13 protein-coding genes are annotated in these 17,386 nt (G+C 46.4%); 5 read left to right on the top strand and 8 right to left on the bottom strand.

The genetic code is table 11. The annotated features are described in order from the left end of the window. Window positions 1–33 precede the first annotated feature (33 nt). The 3 genes from ACUVJL_RS32785 to ACUVJL_RS32775 form a co-directional block, all read right to left on the bottom strand. Entirely contained in the window at window positions 34–1,239 is a 1,206-nt protein-coding gene (locus ACUVJL_RS32785; RefSeq protein ID WP_445249650.1) for a glycosyltransferase family 2 protein, read from the bottom strand. 619 nt (window positions 1,240–1,858) lie between these two features. Beyond that, complete coding sequence (locus tag ACUVJL_RS32780; protein WP_445249649.1) at window positions 1,859–3,490, bottom strand: polysaccharide biosynthesis protein; 1,632 nt, start codon at window positions 3,488–3,490, stop codon at window positions 1,859–1,861. A gap of 577 nt (window positions 3,491–4,067) precedes the next feature. Further along, window positions 4,068–5,351 (bottom strand): type IV pilus twitching motility protein PilT, encoded by a 1,284-nt coding sequence (locus tag ACUVJL_RS32775; protein ID WP_445249648.1) that lies wholly within the window; start codon window positions 5,349–5,351, stop codon window positions 4,068–4,070. Window positions 5,352–5,640: 289 nt separating this feature from the next. Here ACUVJL_RS32775 and ACUVJL_RS32770 point away from each other — a divergent pair, with 289 nt between their 5' ends. Then, complete coding sequence (locus tag ACUVJL_RS32770; protein WP_445249647.1) at window positions 5,641–6,810, top strand: DUF58 domain-containing protein; 1,170 nt, start codon at window positions 5,641–5,643, stop codon at window positions 6,808–6,810. A gap of 215 nt (window positions 6,811–7,025) precedes the next feature. Here ACUVJL_RS32770 and minE read toward each other — a convergent pair whose 3' ends face one another. From minE to minC, 3 genes are all read right to left on the bottom strand, one after another. Beyond that, complete coding sequence (gene minE / locus ACUVJL_RS32765; protein ID WP_445249646.1) at window positions 7,026–7,397, bottom strand: cell division topological specificity factor MinE; 372 nt, start codon at window positions 7,395–7,397, stop codon at window positions 7,026–7,028. Window positions 7,398–7,613: 216 nt separating this feature from the next. Further along, window positions 7,614–8,420: a septum site-determining protein MinD gene (minD, locus tag ACUVJL_RS32760; RefSeq protein ID WP_445249645.1), complete on the bottom strand. Its 807-nt coding sequence runs from the start codon at window positions 8,418–8,420 to the stop codon at window positions 7,614–7,616. A 339-nt stretch (window positions 8,421–8,759) separates the two neighbouring features. Continuing rightward, window positions 8,760–9,560 (bottom strand): septum site-determining protein MinC, encoded by an 801-nt coding sequence (minC, locus tag ACUVJL_RS32755; RefSeq protein ID WP_445249644.1) that lies wholly within the window; start codon window positions 9,558–9,560, stop codon window positions 8,760–8,762. A 426-nt stretch (window positions 9,561–9,986) separates the two neighbouring features. Here minC and ACUVJL_RS32750 point away from each other — a divergent pair, with 426 nt between their 5' ends. The 4 genes from ACUVJL_RS32750 to ACUVJL_RS32735 all read left to right on the top strand — a co-directional run bounded on the left by ACUVJL_RS32750 (window position 9,987) and on the right by ACUVJL_RS32735 (window position 14,754). Next, window positions 9,987–10,910 (top strand): ADP-ribosylglycohydrolase family protein, encoded by a 924-nt coding sequence (locus tag ACUVJL_RS32750; protein WP_445249643.1) that lies wholly within the window; start codon window positions 9,987–9,989, stop codon window positions 10,908–10,910. 56 nt (window positions 10,911–10,966) lie between these two features. Then, window positions 10,967–11,578, top strand: coding sequence for a leucine-rich repeat domain-containing protein (locus ACUVJL_RS32745; RefSeq protein ID WP_445249642.1), 612 nt, complete (start codon window positions 10,967–10,969; stop codon window positions 11,576–11,578). A gap of 387 nt (window positions 11,579–11,965) precedes the next feature. Continuing rightward, window positions 11,966–12,724, top strand: coding sequence for a Uma2 family endonuclease (locus ACUVJL_RS32740; RefSeq protein ID WP_445249641.1), 759 nt, complete (start codon window positions 11,966–11,968; stop codon window positions 12,722–12,724). Between the two features lie 299 nt (window positions 12,725–13,023). After that, window positions 13,024–14,754, top strand: a complete 1,731-nt coding sequence (locus ACUVJL_RS32735) for an NAD(P)H-quinone oxidoreductase subunit 4 (protein WP_445249640.1) — start codon at window positions 13,024–13,026, stop codon at window positions 14,752–14,754. Between the two features lie 150 nt (window positions 14,755–14,904). Here the strand turns inward: ACUVJL_RS32735 and ACUVJL_RS32730 are convergent, their stop codons facing one another. Together ACUVJL_RS32730 and ACUVJL_RS32725 are read right to left on the bottom strand one after the other, a co-directional pair. After that, the gene (locus tag ACUVJL_RS32730; protein ID WP_445249639.1) at window positions 14,905–16,593 is read right to left on the bottom strand and encodes an AAA family ATPase; all 1,689 of its coding nucleotides are present in this window, start codon (window positions 16,591–16,593) and stop codon (window positions 14,905–14,907) included. A gap of 438 nt (window positions 16,594–17,031) precedes the next feature. Further along, on the bottom strand, window positions 17,032–17,386 hold a 355-nt coding region (locus ACUVJL_RS32725), incomplete at its 5' end, for an ATP-binding cassette domain-containing protein (RefSeq protein ID WP_445249638.1).

Raw genomic sequence — 17,386 nt, 5'->3', positions numbered from 1 at the left:
GATATCTGCGGTTAAACAATCTCAATCTAAATATTAGACATCGCGTTCTGTCCGCACCCATTTGGTTTGTCGCTTCAGGATAAAACCCAGATACAAAGGGATTTTCCACAGGATGTAAAAAGGTACGGATAAAAGAGTTAAGCCCGAAATATCGGCACGCCCGAATTTGGCCCAAGCGCCGACAATTGAAACTAAAATCAGTAGTCCTTGTACTGCTAAAAGGACGGCGGGAATCGGGGATGTTCCAAAGGTTGCTGCTATTAAGGAGGCGGCAAAAGCAGCTACCCAGATAGCGACTAAAAGCGATAGGGGAGGGACTGACAAGTCGAGGGCGATCGCCATTAAGTCAAAACGTTTTTGCTGGACAGAAGCTGTAGCCAGCCGGGGAGTTTGAGTTAGCAAGGTCTGCAAGTGACCGTGTTCCCATCTGGTTCTTTGACTTTTAGCTGCTTGCTGCTGCTGCGGCAAACACCCTGTGACTTTGGCTTCGGGGCAGAATACGGTTGGATGTCCGGCGATCGCCAAATCCAAACTCATTTGCATATCTTCAACAATATTGCTGCTGGCTAGAGAAACCGATCGAATTATCGACCAGGGAAAAGCCATGCCTGTTCCTGTTAGTAATGATGGGAATCCTAACTGTTTTAATCCGCTGGGACGGACTAAGTTTTTCACGAGAAATGCTAAAGCAGAAATGGAATCTTTCGGAGTAGGATTGGGCGGCTGTTCCATGAGATAAGTTGCTTGCACTGGTCCTTTGGAAGCAAGTGCAGCACGGGCTAATTTTTCTATAGAGTCTGGCTGACAAATGCAGTCTGCGTCAACCATGATGACTACTTCTGGGGGGTCTGATTCGATCGCAGTCAAGCCGAAATCCAGTGCGTATCCTTTGCCCTTGCGTTGTGTATCTTGGCGCTCGATCGCACTTGCACCGCAGTTACGGGCGATTTCTGCCGTGGCGTCCGTGCAGTTGTCAGCAATCACTAACAGGCGGTCTTGAGGTGTTAGCTGCGGCAATATGGTGGAGATGGTGGCGGCAATTCCTGCTGCTTCGTTGTAGGCGGGAATTAAAACTGCTACTTTGGGGCGGGGCGCTTTAGTTTCCGCTGTGGGGCGGAAGCCGGACAAGAAAGCTGCACTGCATTCTAGAAATAGAACTGTAATGGGAATTAGAAGGAGCAGGGCGATCGCCAATAGCACCACATCTATCAATATGAACAGTAGCTGATTAATTTCCACAATTCTCGTACCTTAATTTAATTTAATTTGTTGCGTTCATTGAGTTCATTTATTTAATTTAATTGCACCTTTGTTAACTCAGTGTGCAACGCTATCTAAAGTATCATCATATCATGCCGGAAAAAATAACCGTTATAACGTTTCTAGTGATGACTTAAGTCCTCATAAAACTACTAAGCTGTCGCGCATTTTAATTGTATATTCTCCGCGGGCGGGACACCCCACAAGACTTTGATTTTTTTTGACATACAATTTAAATGCCGCAACAGCTTAGGACTGCCGTCCTTACTAAAAATTTATTTGATGGCGGTTGTGCTATCGCAAATAATATCATATCATGTCGATTCTGACAAGGTTAAGTAAATCAATTTAATTAAACCTCAAACAGACTCAGAATTTAGAAGGCGGGTTTCTCAATTCTGTTTTTAAGATGACTTACGCAAAAAATGGTTTAACCCGGTACTTATACAGGTAAGGCGCGCACTGCGCACCCTACATAATTAGGTTCTGCGTGCAGGGCTGCTTAATCAACTAACAACTTGGTCGATGTGCCGGCTCATTCACCCCCTGTGGGTTGCCAGTCAGGAAGCAATCTCCTTTCCTCAAAACTAGGTTCAAGCTACGCTGCATCGCCGACAGCAACAGGTTGAGATTGTTTGGGGTTCAAATGTGCGGGGGGTACAACTTCTCTGACATCTCTCGACATCGATCGCAAATATCCGACTTCTGCTTGAATACAATCCAGGGTAGAAAGGCTCTCAACTAAGTCATCCAATTCATCAGCAGTAACTCCCGCACTGTTCAAGATTTCTTGATTAAGCCGCCCGTAAATTCCTTGCAGGAGGAGTTCGATAATCTCGCTGTAGTCACCGATTTCCGTTTTGTAACCTTGCAATTTCTTCGGATTGATCCCCCACTGCAAAATCTTCAACAAGTCTTGGGGGGAACTCCACGCAAAAGAAGAAGCAATCACTTCTTTTTTCGCTGCGACAAGAGCCTGCTTGATTTGCACTTCCGGGAAATCGGGAGCGATGATTAAGCTTTCCAGCTTCGACACTTGTTTATCTAACACGCGCAAAGAAAAAGGAGCTAATTCTGCACTCACCATGTCGCCAGCATCGTTAACACTTCTAAAAGGAGTTTCCAAAACATTAATTAGGAGGTGAATGTCTCTAGGTTTTGTCCAGTCAAACTGTCCCAGAAAAAACGGTTCTTGGTATCCCGGCACAAGTCCTTGAAAATAAATCGGCAGATTTTTGCCTGATTCAATAATTTTATAAAGAGCTACTTCCAAGGTTTCTGTCGGCCACCCGAGATTACTCACGGCGACAAATTTCAGTTTTCCGGGAACGGACACCACCAGCGAATTCAGCAATAAATGTACGGCTTCGACAAGATTTTGAGCGGTTACGTAGCGGTGGGGAGCGTGAACGTTGACAGCTTTACCTTGCTGTACTTTGTTAGACATTTCCTCGCAGAACAAGCTATTTTCCAACATATGAGTAAAGCGAACCATGCCGTAAATGACATCTCCTTCTTGAGCTGCTTTGGCAAATTGCCATTCGGCAAACTTTTTGGAGGCGGCGTAAACTTCGGTTGTAAAATATCGAGATGCTTTGCCTGTGGAAGAGAAGATGCAGTGTTCTACGCCGTATTTTTCGCACAGTTGGATGATGTGTTTACATCCTAACAGGCTGGTTGTAACTGTTTCTCGGATTTTGATTTCAGCTAGTCCGGGTTGGCGTTGGGCTGCTAGGTGAAAAACAATTTCTGGTTTTTCTACCTCAAATATGTGTTTCAGTGCCTCGAAGTTGCGAATGTCGGCGGCATAGAAAGTTACTGCACCTTCTCGGGTAAAAATCGGCAGATTTTCTTCGGGGTTGTGACATCGGGCGTTGTCTGCGGAAATGATTTTAGTTGCGCCTAAATCGAGGAGTTTTTTGATTAAGAAACTGCCGATACATCCTTCTCCACCGGTGATGAGGATGGTTTTTCCTTTGATTTTGCGGCAGCAGGCGGATGCGTATAGGTGAATGGTGCGCTCTCGCACCTCGCTAAATGGTTCGCTTTTTAATTGTCCGTCGGCTTGATATACGGAGATTAGCTGTGCGGTGAGAGTTTGTAAGGTCGCTAGGATTTCAGGATCTTGGGGTTCCGGGGAACCCGGGGGAACTAGCTGCTGGATGCGAGCGATTATTTCTGCTTTGCTGGCACCTTCAAACACTTCTGAGGATTTAAATGCACTCTTCACTTTTTGGGCTCCTTTAAATTTTATAAATACCGTTGCTGCTCGGCGAGTTGTTAAACAGATTTTCGAGGGACAGAAGCTTTAAAAGTCTGCTGGGTTTTAGGATTTTTTAGACTGAAAGCCACTTAATCGGAAAGACAGACGATCGGCTCTGCTACTAATTGCTTGTTGTATTAAGCCTACTTGTACTTTTATTATTAAGCGCTTTTTTAACCTGCTTACTTTTGCGATCGGCAAAGGCGGAACGTTCTCTATCCTAAATTGGTCACTCTAACTATAAACTTAAGTTGCTGACTGTGGGTCATACTCAGAACATATCTTTACTATTGCCTTGTAATCACCTCTGAGTTTTCACGCTGTTTTAAAGTTAAATGTAAAGTAGAGTCGGCGTTTAAAAAACTTAACAATATACTTGACACTTATTAGATTATTTTATCACATTAATCTGTATTATTTTATACTAATTTAAATTTAAATTTTAAGTAAAAATACGTAGGACAGCGTCAAATATTGCGGTCTGCTGAAAAGATTGCTAATTGATGGGTGGGGTAGTGCTGTGGCTACCCCTGTATGTGTGCTGCTAACGGGCGCGAACGGTGCGTTCTTTTTTGCTGCCTTCAAAGTCGCGAGCCGAGGACGAAGCATCGTAGCCTCCGGTACGCAAGCGACGGTCTAAATCGCTGGCTTCGGGAGAAGTTTTTGCCGCTTCTTCGATCGCCACTCTGCCTTCAAGCACCAGTTTGTAAAGACCCTGGTTGATAATCTGCATTCCTTCGTAGGTGTCAGTTTCCATTAACCGGAAAGCTTCATCATCAGCACCTTTCATCAAGTAATCGTGCATGGCAGGTGTATTCACCAAAATATCGTGAACTGCTACACGACGGTTGTCAACGGTTGGGAGCAAAAGTTGGGCAACTACAGCTACTAAAGTATCGCAAATTTGAATCCGCATCGCGTGTTGTTCCTCGGGCGGGTAGAGGTTCAACAATCGGTTAATAGCGTTAATGGCGCTGCGAGTGTGGAGAGTTCCCAATACTAAGTGACCGGTTTGAGCTGCTTGCAACGCTGTATTGATGGTAACGCGGTCGCGCATTTCCCCGATCAAAATTACATCTGGATCTTCCCGCAAAACTGCCCGCAAAGCCTGCTGAAACTCGTGGGTATGCAAGCCGACTTCCCGCTGGCTGATTAAGCATTTTTTAGAAGGGTGAATGAATTCGATCGGGTCTTCAATTGTAACTACGTGCTTTTGCTCCATCTGATTGAGGTGGTCGATCATCGCAGCTACTGTTGTTGATTTTCCCGAACCGGTAGGCCCGGTAACCAATATTAATCCCTGCGATCGCAAAATGATATTTTTGAGAACTTCTGGCAACCTCAAGGAATCGATAGTAGGTATTTCCAAACTAATCAACCGCAATACTAGGGCACCGCCGCTGAGGGACTCAAAACAGTTTAGCCGACACCGCACGAAGCCCGGGTAAAAAATTGCTGAATCTAATTCTTTGTTAGTTGCAAACTGTTTTCGCTGTTCGGGGGTGAGAATTTCGGCTAGGTAATGTTCAAAAATTTCTGGCGTTACTTTGGGGTGGTTAGTTGCTACTTGCATCGCGCCCCGAATCCGAAATCGAGGTACTTGGCCGACTCGAATGTGAATGTCGGAAGCTCCTGCAGTATGGGCATCTCTGACCATTTGTTCGATCGTGCTGACGGGTGTCTCGACAGGCCGCTGCTGGGCAGGGGGGGGCGCACTCGGCGCGGGTGCATGAGGCGCGGGTGTTGCAGCTAAGGGCGGGGGCGGGGGCGGCGAGCGGCGGGCTTGAGCGTCTGGTCGAAGCGGTGTAGGATTATTTGATGGGTTCATTTTTTTGTCTCCAGTCAGTCTATTTTTGATTTTTGATTTTTGATTTTTGATTTTTGATTTACTCCACAGATTAATCTGGGAGCAGGAACTAGAGTCTAAAATTTGGGGATCGACCCTGACTGAGTGTCGGGGGCTTGTATCCGTTTTTGGGCGGGGTCAATGTAGATTTATTGCGAAAAAATGCCCGATTTCTAATCTAATCGCTCTCCGCTAATTCGGTGCTAAATGCTGAGAATATTTTACAATTAGACTTGATAGGGCGATCGAGTAATTAACAATTTCAACTCCTATGAACATCGGTCACAAAATTGCCGACTGGCTCGAAAATCGCGCTGTCGCCCCCGCCTACGCGGGTTGGCTACTCTCGGGGATGACGGTTTTCTTTTTCGGGTCTGCGACTAATACAATGTCTGGGTGGCTGTACGCGCTCAGCGGTGGGAGTTTGGCGCTGTTGGGAGTAGCGGCGGTTTTGCCGGGAAAATCGCTCCGTTCCTTGGAAGTTCGTCGCCGCCCGATCGAACCGGTGAGTGCGGGCGATCAAATCACCGTCGAACTAGAAATCGAAAATCGCGCCCGCGAACCTAAGACTTTGTTGCAAGTGGTAGACATCTTGCCGTTTGTATTGGGAGAACCGATCGTCCGCCCGATCGAAGTCATAGAGCCTAACAGTATATACAGGGATACATACTATCTCGAAGTCCGGCAGCGCGGCGTCTATCGCTGGCAAGAGGTAAACTTGAGGACGGCGGCGCCTTTAGGGTTGTTTTGGTGCCGGCGCACCCGCCGAGTCAAAGCTGTGGCGGTTGTCTATCCACAGGTTTTGCCGTTGAGCACTTGCCCGATTATCGATCGCATCGGTCAAGAAAACAGCCCGCAATTTTACAATCGCAGCCGATCGCAAACTGCTACCGAAGGCCTCACCCGCAACCTGAGACCTTACCGCCACGGAGACCCCACCCGCCTGATTCACTGGCGCACCAGCGCCCGCTACGGAGAACTGCGGGTGAGAGAGTTAGAAGTTGCAGCCGGCGGTCAAGAAATTATTATTGCTCTCGACAGCGCCCAGGCCTGGCACCCAGAGGAATTTGAACGAGCCGTGACAGTAGCTGCGTCTCTTTACTTTTATGCTAGCAAGCGGCTGTTAAACGTCAAACTTTGGACGGCCGGGACTGGACTCGTCTCGGGAAACCGAGTAGTTTTGGAAACTTTAGCGGCGGTTAATGCTGGGGAAGATGCGGTTGAGAATCGGCCGAAACTGCCGATAATTTGGCTGACTCAAAACTCTGCAACTTTAAGCACTCTTTCCCTAGGCAGCCGCTGGGTACTCTGGCCGTTGGCAACTGCTGAAACAGGCGAAAAAATGTTAGTCAAACATGAGTTACCCGGTTTAGAAATTCGCTCCGGCCGACCGTTAGAACTCCAGTTACAAGATCCTCTGGAAAGAGCAAGTAGTTATTAAGATAGTCGGGGACGCAAAATCGTCTGGAAAGAGCGATTAGTTATGAAGATTAACTTCATGAGTTTTCAGGTATCACAAGCTTTTTCCCTTTTTAATCACATATTTGGGGCGGGCTAAGAGTGCCCACCCCACAACATTTTAATGGTAGAGAGATAGTTTAATTTAAATGGCGAGCCGATCGAACTCTTTGTCTGACAATAAAAGCTCAATCCCTATCACTCTCTAGTGTCGGGGAGAGTTTCGACTACATACTCCGGTACATATTCTGGTCGATTCTCGGGCTGATTCTGGGGCAAATTCTCGGGCAAATTCCTCGGTGGATGTTCGAGCCTGACTCGCCGGATCGGGAGATTAGCAATCAGTGCTGTGGCCCGCTGGTCGCTCTCCAGCGAGAACTCAGACCCGGTGGTATCGATTTCCACGTAGCGAGATACCACCTCTAGAATTTCTCGGCGCATCGACTCAACCATTTCTGGGCTGAGTTCTGAGCGATCGTGGGCTAGAACCAGTTTGAGGCGACGTTTTACCTCGTCGCGGCTGTTGTCAGGGGTGCGCGGGAAAAGTCGTTCGAGAAGTGTATATATCATGGGTCGGGCGGGTTTGTCAAGGGTTAGGCATAGAAAAGGTCATACGATTTTCGATTTTCGATTGGGGATTTTCGATTGGGGAATTACTTATTCCCTAAGGGTTTGGAGTTGACATACAGTTTCCTTTTTTTGGGGAAGTGGTATCACAGGAGGAAAATCTCGGCTAGTTTCTGTGATGCAGTCCCTGCTGTTGAAGACCGATCGCCAATAAGCGCATCACATAATTTTAGTGTTTAAGAACTTGCGGAGGCGAGTGAAGAAGTTTTCCCGACGGGGATTGAGATCTAGAAATTCAACTTTTTCGCCTTCTAAGCGGCGGGCAATATTGTCGAAGGCGGTTCCAGCTAAAGAAGCCGTTTCCGATAATACTAATGGTTCGCCTCGGTTGGTAGAAACAATTACGCGCTCGTCGTCGGGAACGACCCCTAACAGCGGAATGGCGAGGATTTCCCGCACGTCTTGCACCGACATCATATCATTTGCCAGCACCATTGCGGGTCTGATCCGGTTGACGATCAGGTTGATTTTCTTGACGTTGTTGGCTTCTAGCAGGCCGATGACTCGATCGGCATCGCGGACAGCAGCGATTTCGGGAGTGGTGACAATGATGCCTTCAGAGGCCGGGGCGATCGCATTTTGAAAACCTTGTTCAATTCCAGCAGGAGAGTCGATCAAAATATAGTCGTATTTTGGTGTTAACATCCCCACAAGCTGCTTCATTTGCTCGGCGCTGATGGCATCTTTCATCCGAGTTTGGGCAGCCGGCAACAGCACCAAGCGTGGCTGCCGCTTGTCTTTCACCAAAGCTTGCTCTAACCGGCACTCTCCTGCGAGAACTTCTAATGCCGTATAAACAATGCGATTTTCTAAGCCCAGCAGCAAGTCTAAATTTCTGAGACCGAAATCGGCATCAATTACGGCAACGTTGCGTCCCCGCTTAGCTAAAGCCATGCCGAGATTGGCTGTGGAGGTGGTTTTTCCTACCCCGCCTTTGCCTGATGTAACAACAATAATGCGAGCCATAAGCGATTTTAGATTTATTGGGAACTGGTGATTGGGAATTAGTAATTGGGAATTAGTAATTGGGAATTGGCAATGGATAATTTGTCTTATTTTTGGTTGATAATTAGCAATTACTCTTGGGGAATTTGGCAGCAATCTGTTATTCAGTAAATTAACTCAACACTCAAAAATCTCCTTGTTCTACTAATCCTCTATCAATTAGCACTTAATTTTAAAATCGTCCTTTAGTGACTGATTTAGCCAAGGCAAAAATTATCAACTGCAGGCTTAAAGAGAAATAGTATTAACAATTACCCACTACCAATTCCCAATTACCCATTACCAATGACCAATTACCGATTACTCATTACCCCCGACTAACTGCGATTTGTCAAAATCAGAGGCTCTACCGATCCGAATCCCTTGAGGCGTCACATAGGCGACTTCCGGGAAAAACTGAGCGGGTGAGGTTTCTGGGCCTCTGGCAACATACTTAGCAATCCTAATCACCATCGGTTCCATCTGCAAGGTCATAATCACGCTTTTGGTGTTGCCGGCGGCACCGGCGTGTACGACGCCCCGCAAACGGCCCCAAACTAGGATATCGCCTCCGGCGATGACTGAGCCGCCGGGATTTACGTCTCCCAAAATTACGACGGTGCCTGGATGACGAATTTCTACGCCCGATCGCACTGTCATCTGCAAATATAAAGGTTCCGCCAGCGATTGCGGTTTTTCAGCAGTGGCTTTATTCAGGGAAGAAACCGGAGGCTGTTGTTCTACACAATAGCCTGCCGTTGCTGCGGCAACCGCGGTTTGGCGGCGGTTGGTGTGCACTCGTTTGAGTTGCAGTTCCACTTCCTCAAGGGCTGAGGCTATCTCTTGCAGTTGGCGGATATCTAAAAGTCGATCGTTCCCCATCAATTGTACTTCTGCGTTTGGCTGCCAAAAGCGTTCTCCTGCATTCAGCCTGACTTTTAGCTGCTGCCAAAGTTCAGTCCAAGTCGAGGCGGAGGCTGTTGCGGGTTCGCTATTAGTTTCTGGGGGGAGTAGCAACAGTAGCTGTCCATCTTCTGTCTTGAGTCGGACTTGCAACTCTAAGCTGACTTCGGGTGTTGATTGAGGGGCGGCAGCGGCTCCGGCGGAGGCATCGGGTGTCATGGGACAGTTTGATATCTGGTAGGGACAGGTTAACATCAATATTAGCCTGAGTCGTCTTTTGCCTCAGCATTTGGGGGAAAAAGTCTTGTTTTTTTATTTTTAACGGCAGCTAGGGCAATTCTATTGCGTTTGTGAACAAGATTTTGTTTTAATGAACCGCAGAGGGCGCAGAGAACACAGAGAAAGAGAATTAAGAGATCATTCGAGAGAATGAGAGAAGTTCATAAATTTGGTATCGATTGTGGACGAGATTTTGTTTTAATGAACCGCAGAGGGCGCAGAGAACACAGAGAAAGAGAATTAAGAGAAGAGAGAAAGAGAGAATTTGACAAGTTTGGCATCGATTGTTATACAGGCAGATAAGATGCAGAGAGATATGGTTTTGAATTCACTAGCGCTTACTAATTATTAATTTTCAATTACTTTATGCAGCAAATAGAACGTTATCGCGGCAGTCTTCTCGGTTTAGCAGTGGGCGATGCTCTCGGAACTACTTTAGAGTTCCATCGCCCCGGAACGTTTGCGCCTATTAACGATATGGTGGGCGGCGGCCCGTTTCGACTGCAACCGGGCGAGTGGACGGATGATACTTCGATGGCGCTTTGTTTGGCCGAAAGTTTGATTGAGAAACAAGGTTTCGATCCTGTCCATCAGTTAGAAACTTATGTGCGGTGGTGGCGAGAGGGACATTTGAGCAGCACTGGTGGATGTTTTGATATTGGCAATACGGTGCGACAAGCACTTTGGCAGTTTAAAAATACAGGAAAACCTTTCTGTGGTTCTACTGATGCTCAGACTGCTGGAAATGGTTCGATTATGCGTTTGGCTCCTGTGCCTTTGTTTTATGCTAAAAATCCTTTAGAAGTAATAGAAAAATCTGCTGAAAGTTCGAGAACTACTCACGGTGCTGCTACTTGTGTGGATGCTTGCCGTTATTTCGGTGCTTTAATTGCGGGGGCTGTGAATGGAGTTACTAAAGATGTGTTGCTTTCGGAAAGATATTGTCCGATTTCTGGATATTGGGCAGCAAATCCGCTGGTAGCAGAGATTGATGAGATTGCGGCGGGTTCTTTTAAATTGCGACAACCTCCTGAAATTAAAGGTACGGGTTATGTTGTCAAGTCTTTGGAGGCGGCACTTTGGGCGTTTTACAACAGTTCTTCTTTTGCTGAAGGCTGTTTGTTGGCTGTGAATTTGGGCGACGACGCGGATACCACTGGTGCGGTTTACGGACAGTTGGCTGGGGGTTTTTACGGAGAATCTGGTATACCGTCCAAATGGATCTCGCAATTGGTCGATCGCACTTTAATTGCATCTTTTGGCGATCGGCTCTTTTCTCTATCTAGTTAAAATGGATCGAGATTTGCCATGTAACGCCATCTTCAAAAATATCTGGTGACTCAAAAATGACTCCTGACGAAATTCGCCAAAAACTTCAACAAGTCAAGAAACAACGCCTCACTGAATTAGATTTGAGTAATCCATCGTGGATACCCGAGTGGGAAAAATTAACCCAAATTCCGACCGAGGTGTTTGAGTGGGAATGGTTGGAAACGTTGAATTTAAGTTGGAACCAACTGACAAGCGTACCAAAAGCTATCTCCCGTTTTACCAATTTATCCAAACTTGATTTAAGTTGGAACCAACTGACGAGCGGAGCAGAATTTCTTACCCATCTTACCAATTTATCGGGAGTTTATTTGGGTTTTAATGCTCTGAAAAGCTTACCAGAAGATATCTCCAGTATGACCCATTTATCCGAACTTGATTTAACTTGGAACGAACTGACGCACCTACCAGAAGCTATCACCACTCTGACAAATTTATCGGGACTTTATTTGGGTTATAACAAACTGACAAGCCTACCAGAAGCTATCACCAGTCTGACAAACTTATCCGAACTTGATTTATATGAAAACCCCCTCGAAGACCCCCCAATTGAAATTGCCGAACAAGGTATTGACGCGATCCGGGAATATTTCTGTCAAAAGCAAGCAGGAGAAGACAGACGGATTTAAAGTCAAAAGTGTGTGGGCTAATGGCTGATTAGGAAAGTTTCTAATAATTAATGAAAATGGCGATCGCCCAATTACTGTTAATTGGTAATCTGTGATATCAAATCCGCCCTTCATCGTCCTGCATTCATCTCTCTGTTCTCTGACTCTGCGTTAAGAGCGTTCTCTGCGGTTTAATCATTCCAATGCAACCGGAATTGATATGAGGCAAGGTTTAAAATCAAGGGTGACAATTCCCAGGAAGCAGATAAATAATTGTATGGCCGGGCTCACCGAAATCTTTGCTACCCACCGACAAATAAGATAAACCCGCCCCATCCCATCCAGAAACTACCAACTTGAGTTAATATAGATAAATTACACAAACATTTCTGGTTGAGGGTTAATAAAATGGTACTCGAAGCCCCTTATATCAAAGCCAAACCAACCATCACTTGGGAACCCCTACCCGCTAACTTCGTATTACCCGATGATCCTGTGGAAAATACTCAACAACCCGCTCTGGCGGCGGCTCTGACTGATGCACTCGGAGCCGCTGGGTATATTCAGCCAGAAATGCTAATTGCTTCTAATTTAGGGCTAGTTGCAACTGTTAATAAAAACACTGTTGTCAAAGCTCCAGACTGGTTTTATGTGCCGCAAGTGCATCCTTTAGCAGAGGGAGTAATTCGCCGTAGTTATACTCCTAATACAGAAGGTGCTAATGTGGCGATCGTGATGGAGTTTCTCTCGGAAGCAGAGGGAGGAGAACTATCGGTCAGAGCAACTCCCCCCTATGGCAAACTCCACTTTTACGAACATATTCTTCAAGTACCTACTTATGTCATATACGACCCCTACGAAGGTATTTTAGAAGTGCGTTATTTGCAAGATGGACGGTATGTTTTACATTCAGCCAATGAGCAGGGGCGCGTCTGGATTCCACAACTGGAACTATATCTGGGGATTTGGTCGGGGGAAAGGTTGGGACAAACCATGAACTGGCTGCGCTGGTGGGATAATTTAGGTAATTTGTTGCTGTGGAGTTCAGAACAAGCTGAGCAAGAAAGGCAAAGGGCTGACCAGGAAAGCCAAAGGGCTGAGCAAGAAAGACAAAGGGCTGAACGATTGGCGGCTAAGTTGCGCGAATTGGGAGTTGATCCAGATTGAACGCTGATTGAAAGCTAATTTGCGATCGCCCTTAATACACAGGACTTACCCAACCCTCTCAGAATAGGCGCAACCACAGGCAGATTGCGCCTACAAAACGCTATATTTTGTTGTTCGTAAGTCCTGAATCGAAAATCACAAATCAAAAATCGAAAATCAATTGACGTGTGTAGCAATTCGTGATATTGTTACCCGCCTTTATCTCGATATAAAAAATATTTATGAATGAATCTTAAGTTTTAATTAAATTTAGTATTATAATTTTGGTAACTTCCAAATAAGTATTTATTCTCACTATCATGATAGCGGATCAATTTCCTTGGCTGACCGCAATTGTCACCCTACCCCTGGTAGCTTCCCTCGCCATCCCTTTTCTGCCCGATACAGGTGGCAAAACCGTGCGCTGGTATGCCCTAGGCGTAGGCATTGCAGATTTTGTATTAATGTGCTGGGTGTTTTGGACTCATTACGATCCAAGCATTTCTACTTTCCAAATCGTCGAGCAATATCCCTGGATACCTTCTTTAGGCCTCAACTGGTCTGTTTCCGTTGACGGACTGTCTGTTCCGCTGGTACTGTTGGCGGGATTGGTGACGACTCTATCTATTTTTGCTGCATGGGAAGTCGATCGCAAGCCGCGACTCTTCTACTTCCTGATGCTGGTGATGTACTCCGCACAAATAGGAGTGTTCGTTGCCCAAGACATCATGCTGCTGTTCATTGTCTGGGAACTAGAACTAATTCCGGTGTACCTGCTAATCTCGATTTGGGGCGGACAAAACCGTCGCTACGCAGCTACCAAATTCTTGATTTACACCGCGGGCGCTTCCATCTTTATTTTGATAGCTGCCTTAGCAATGGCATTCTACGGCGGAGGCACCCCCACCTTCGACATGGTAGAACTAGGCTTGAAGGACTACCCGCTGGGTTTAGAATTACTGCTTTATGCGGGATTGTTAATTGCCTTCGGTGTAAAACTGGCGATTTTTCCCTTCCACACTTGGCTACCTGATGCCCACGGTGAAGCATCTTCTCCTGTGTCGATGATTCTAGCCGGCGTATTGCTCAAAATGGGCGGATACGGACTGATTCGGCTGAATTTGGAACTTCTTCCCCAAGCACACGTTTACTTTGCACCGATTATGGCGGTGCTCGGCGTGGTTAATATTATCTACGGCGCGCTGAATTCCTTCGGCCAATCGAACATGAAGCGCCGCTTGGCGAATTCGTCGATTTCTCACATGGGATTCGTGTTGTTGGGTATTGCTTCCTTCACGGATTTGGGAATCAATGGGGCGCTGTTGCAAATGATTTCCCACGGTTTAATCGCCTCAGTATTGTTTTTCCTCGCTGGCGTTACTTACGATCGCACCCATACAATGATCATGGACGAGATGGGCGAGATTGGCAAAGTCATGCCGAAGGTGTTTGCCTTGTTTACCGCAGGCGCGATGGCATCCTTGGCACTCCCGGGAATGAGCGGTTTTGCTAGCGAATTGTCAGTGTTTGTGGGCGTCGCAACTAGCGATATGTACAGCGGTTCTTTCCGGGCGGTGACAGTGTTCCTGGCTGCAGTAGGACTGATTTTGACGCCGATTTATTTGCTCTCGATGCTGCGACAGTTATTTTACAACTGTGGGAGACTAGCGGCTTGCGACCTTGAAGATCTAAATTTGCAGAATCAGAGAAACAATCTGGATGAAGCGGTTTGTTTCGGTAATAGTTGCGTTTTGCCTGGTGATGCACCGTTTATTGATGCTAAACCTCGGGAAGTGGCGATCGCGTTTTGCTTTTTGATACCGATTGTCGGCATTGGTTTTTATCCCAACATGGCGATGCAAGTCTACGACGCGAAGACTGTGGCGGTGAACGCAGAAGTCCGCCAATCTTACATCCAAATCGCTCAAGACAATCCTCAGATTTATGCGAAGGGATTTTTGGTTCCCAAAATTGCCCAAGCTCAAAAAGCGCCTGCTTTGGACAAAATTACAGGGTCTGAATCTGCATCGGTTTTTGGCATGGTCAAATAATTTTATCGAATTCTGTTTTTGTTGAAAATCGGGCGATCGCTTTTGTGACTGGGGCGATCGCTTTTTTGTTATAGCAGAAGTCCGATGGAAGTCGGAAGAAGGAAGAAGGAAGAAGCAGTAATAGCAATGGTTTCAGCGATTAAGAATGTCCTAACCGTCTTGGCGGTTGCTATAGCACTGAATTTCGGCAATAATCTGCGCCAGATTTTCCCTAGCATATCCCACCTCAAGAATCGATTTATCCTCCATATCAGAGGCAACTTTGGTCAGGATATTTAGCGGTTCTTCAAAGCCTCTAGTTTTCGCAAACAAAACTTGCAGCCGATTTTTCACTAATTCTAAAATAGAGCGACTTCGCTCCTCTTTACCCCCTTTTCCTTTAGCAATACTGATGCTCAAGCTGTGAGTTTTCAACAGTCGCATTCTTTCTATTCCTTGCGTCTTAACTGTCTCCAAAACCTCCGCTCGAATCTGCTCCCCTAATCTGTCGCTCACATATTGCACGATCAAAGGCTGAAGCATAAAAACAGTTTCTGTGCCATCATTTATTTTTTCAATCACCGAGCGACGACCCAGAGAATCGAGATTTTTTAGCAAATCCGAAAGCGATAAATTGACCAAGATCTGCTCTCGCAAAGTCGCCAGGGAAATCGGACTTTGAGCAATAGCAATCCAGTAGGCAATCTCTTGTTCAGAACTCGACATTCGATCGAACTGCTGCGCGAGCAAATTGCTGATATGTTCTTCAATAAATAACGCCGTTGCTTCCAAAAACTTTAAAACATTCCCCTCGAAAAACTCGTGAATCGTTATCGCCACAATTTTCAACGCTAACAGATTTCCTCCGTACCGGGCTAACAAGATTTCCCAATCTTGAGCTTGAGTAGATAAACCTTTTTCTTGGAAAATCTCCCTCGCAATTTCCTCGGAAATAGCAGGTTTTAAAGACCGCACTTTTTCTCCCGCCAGCAAAGTTAGTTCCGTAGGTTCTTCGGCACTAACTAGCACCAAACAGCTATTGTGATTGACCTCACAGAGCCGCACGATTAAATCTCGATATCCTTCGTAGCCTTCGCGGTAGTGTCCCGCTAATTCTTCGGGTCTGAGAACCGCTTCAAAATCGTCTAAAATTACCAGACAGCGGTGCTTCCGCAGCTCCTCTACCAAGCGCGAAATTTTCCCGTTGAGGTCGATCCTCTTCGAGGGATCCGCTAACGGCAGATCGGGTTTTAGTGGGTTAGAAAAAAGTTCAATTAAGTTAGTGAGGAAGTCGGATGGTGTTGGTGCCGATCGCAGCGATCGCCAAATCACCAAATCAAACTCATTTTGTACCTGTGAGGCCAACTGCACCGACAGAGTTGTTTTGCCACTACCAGCCAAACCCAGCAGCGCTACCAGGCGACAATTATCTGATACAATCCACTGCTTTAAAGTAGTTAATTCTTCAGTCCGTCCGTAAAAAACCGAAACATCCGGTGCTTGGCCCCAATCCTGCTGTCGGTGCCCGTAAGCGTTGCCCTCGGAGAGGATCGGCATCTTGAATAGAGAGCCTTTACCTCGGGGACTAAAATCCCTCGCTCCCTGCTCAGTGTGGTATGAAAACAGCAACTGATGCTTCAATTCCGACAGCTTTCCAGGGCCGTTCCCCCCGATCTGAAACTTTTTGTAAACTTCGCCGAGTCTTTTCCTAACCGCGATGTCGCTAATGCCAAGCTTGGTTGCGATCGCAGCCGTAGATTGACCGTCGAGAGCCATAAACACAGTTTCTAACTCGGCATCTGTGACGCCACGCTGTTTGGCGATCGTTTGCACAAAGTTTTGAGGAATCGGAGTAGTCAAGGTAGGAATCTCGCCTATACTAAAAAAAATCTATCTTCTATTATATTCTGTGAGTTCTCGCGGGCGAGCAATTGAATCGCATCTGCAAACGTTCAGCTTGCTTTTTGCTGTTTGGGCAGTTTTAGATATTTATACCCCATTATCGATTGTGATACCAGTTTCAACAAAGAATGCAACTGTAGGCCCGCGATCCAAACCCATACAGAATCAGTCATTCCCAATTCTTCAATTCTTTAATTCTTTAATCTAAAAGGGTATGAGGAACCGGGAATCGATCGGCATTAATTGTTGCTATGTCCCTACCCGTAGAACCTATTGTAGGATGGGTGGTGGCGCGGCGATTAATCTGTAGAACCAAAGGATAAATCTCCAACCGCGCCGCCACCCACCGCGAACCAAAAACCGGGTAAATTCACAATTCCTGAAAGCAGCGCTTTATCAGCCAAAAACCTTCGCACTAGCGCGGTATTCTTCCGTCGAAACCAGCCGCCAACTGCCATCGCCCAAAAGTTCCAAAACCTGCTGGTGATATTTCACTAAACTCACTCGGTGACCGACACTCACAAATGTAGTTTTAGTTGCTTGCAACTGCTCGTATAAATGTTGCTCGTTATCCAAATCCAAAGCACTTGTCGCCTCATCCAAAATAGCATATCGCGGTTCCGTCAACAACAATCTAGCAAAAGCTAAACGCTGCTGTTCTCCCAGCGACAAAATCTCCGCCCAATCTAAATCCGCATCAAAACCGCCCAATCTTTCCGGCAAATCTGCTAAGTTTACTGATGCCAAAACG

The sequence above is a fragment of the Microcoleus sp. OTE_8_concoct_300 genome, from assembly GCF_031383065.1.
Taxonomy (GTDB): domain Bacteria; phylum Cyanobacteriota; class Cyanobacteriia; order Cyanobacteriales; family Microcoleaceae; genus Microcoleus.
This window is presented reverse-complemented; position numbering and strand designations above follow the sequence as displayed.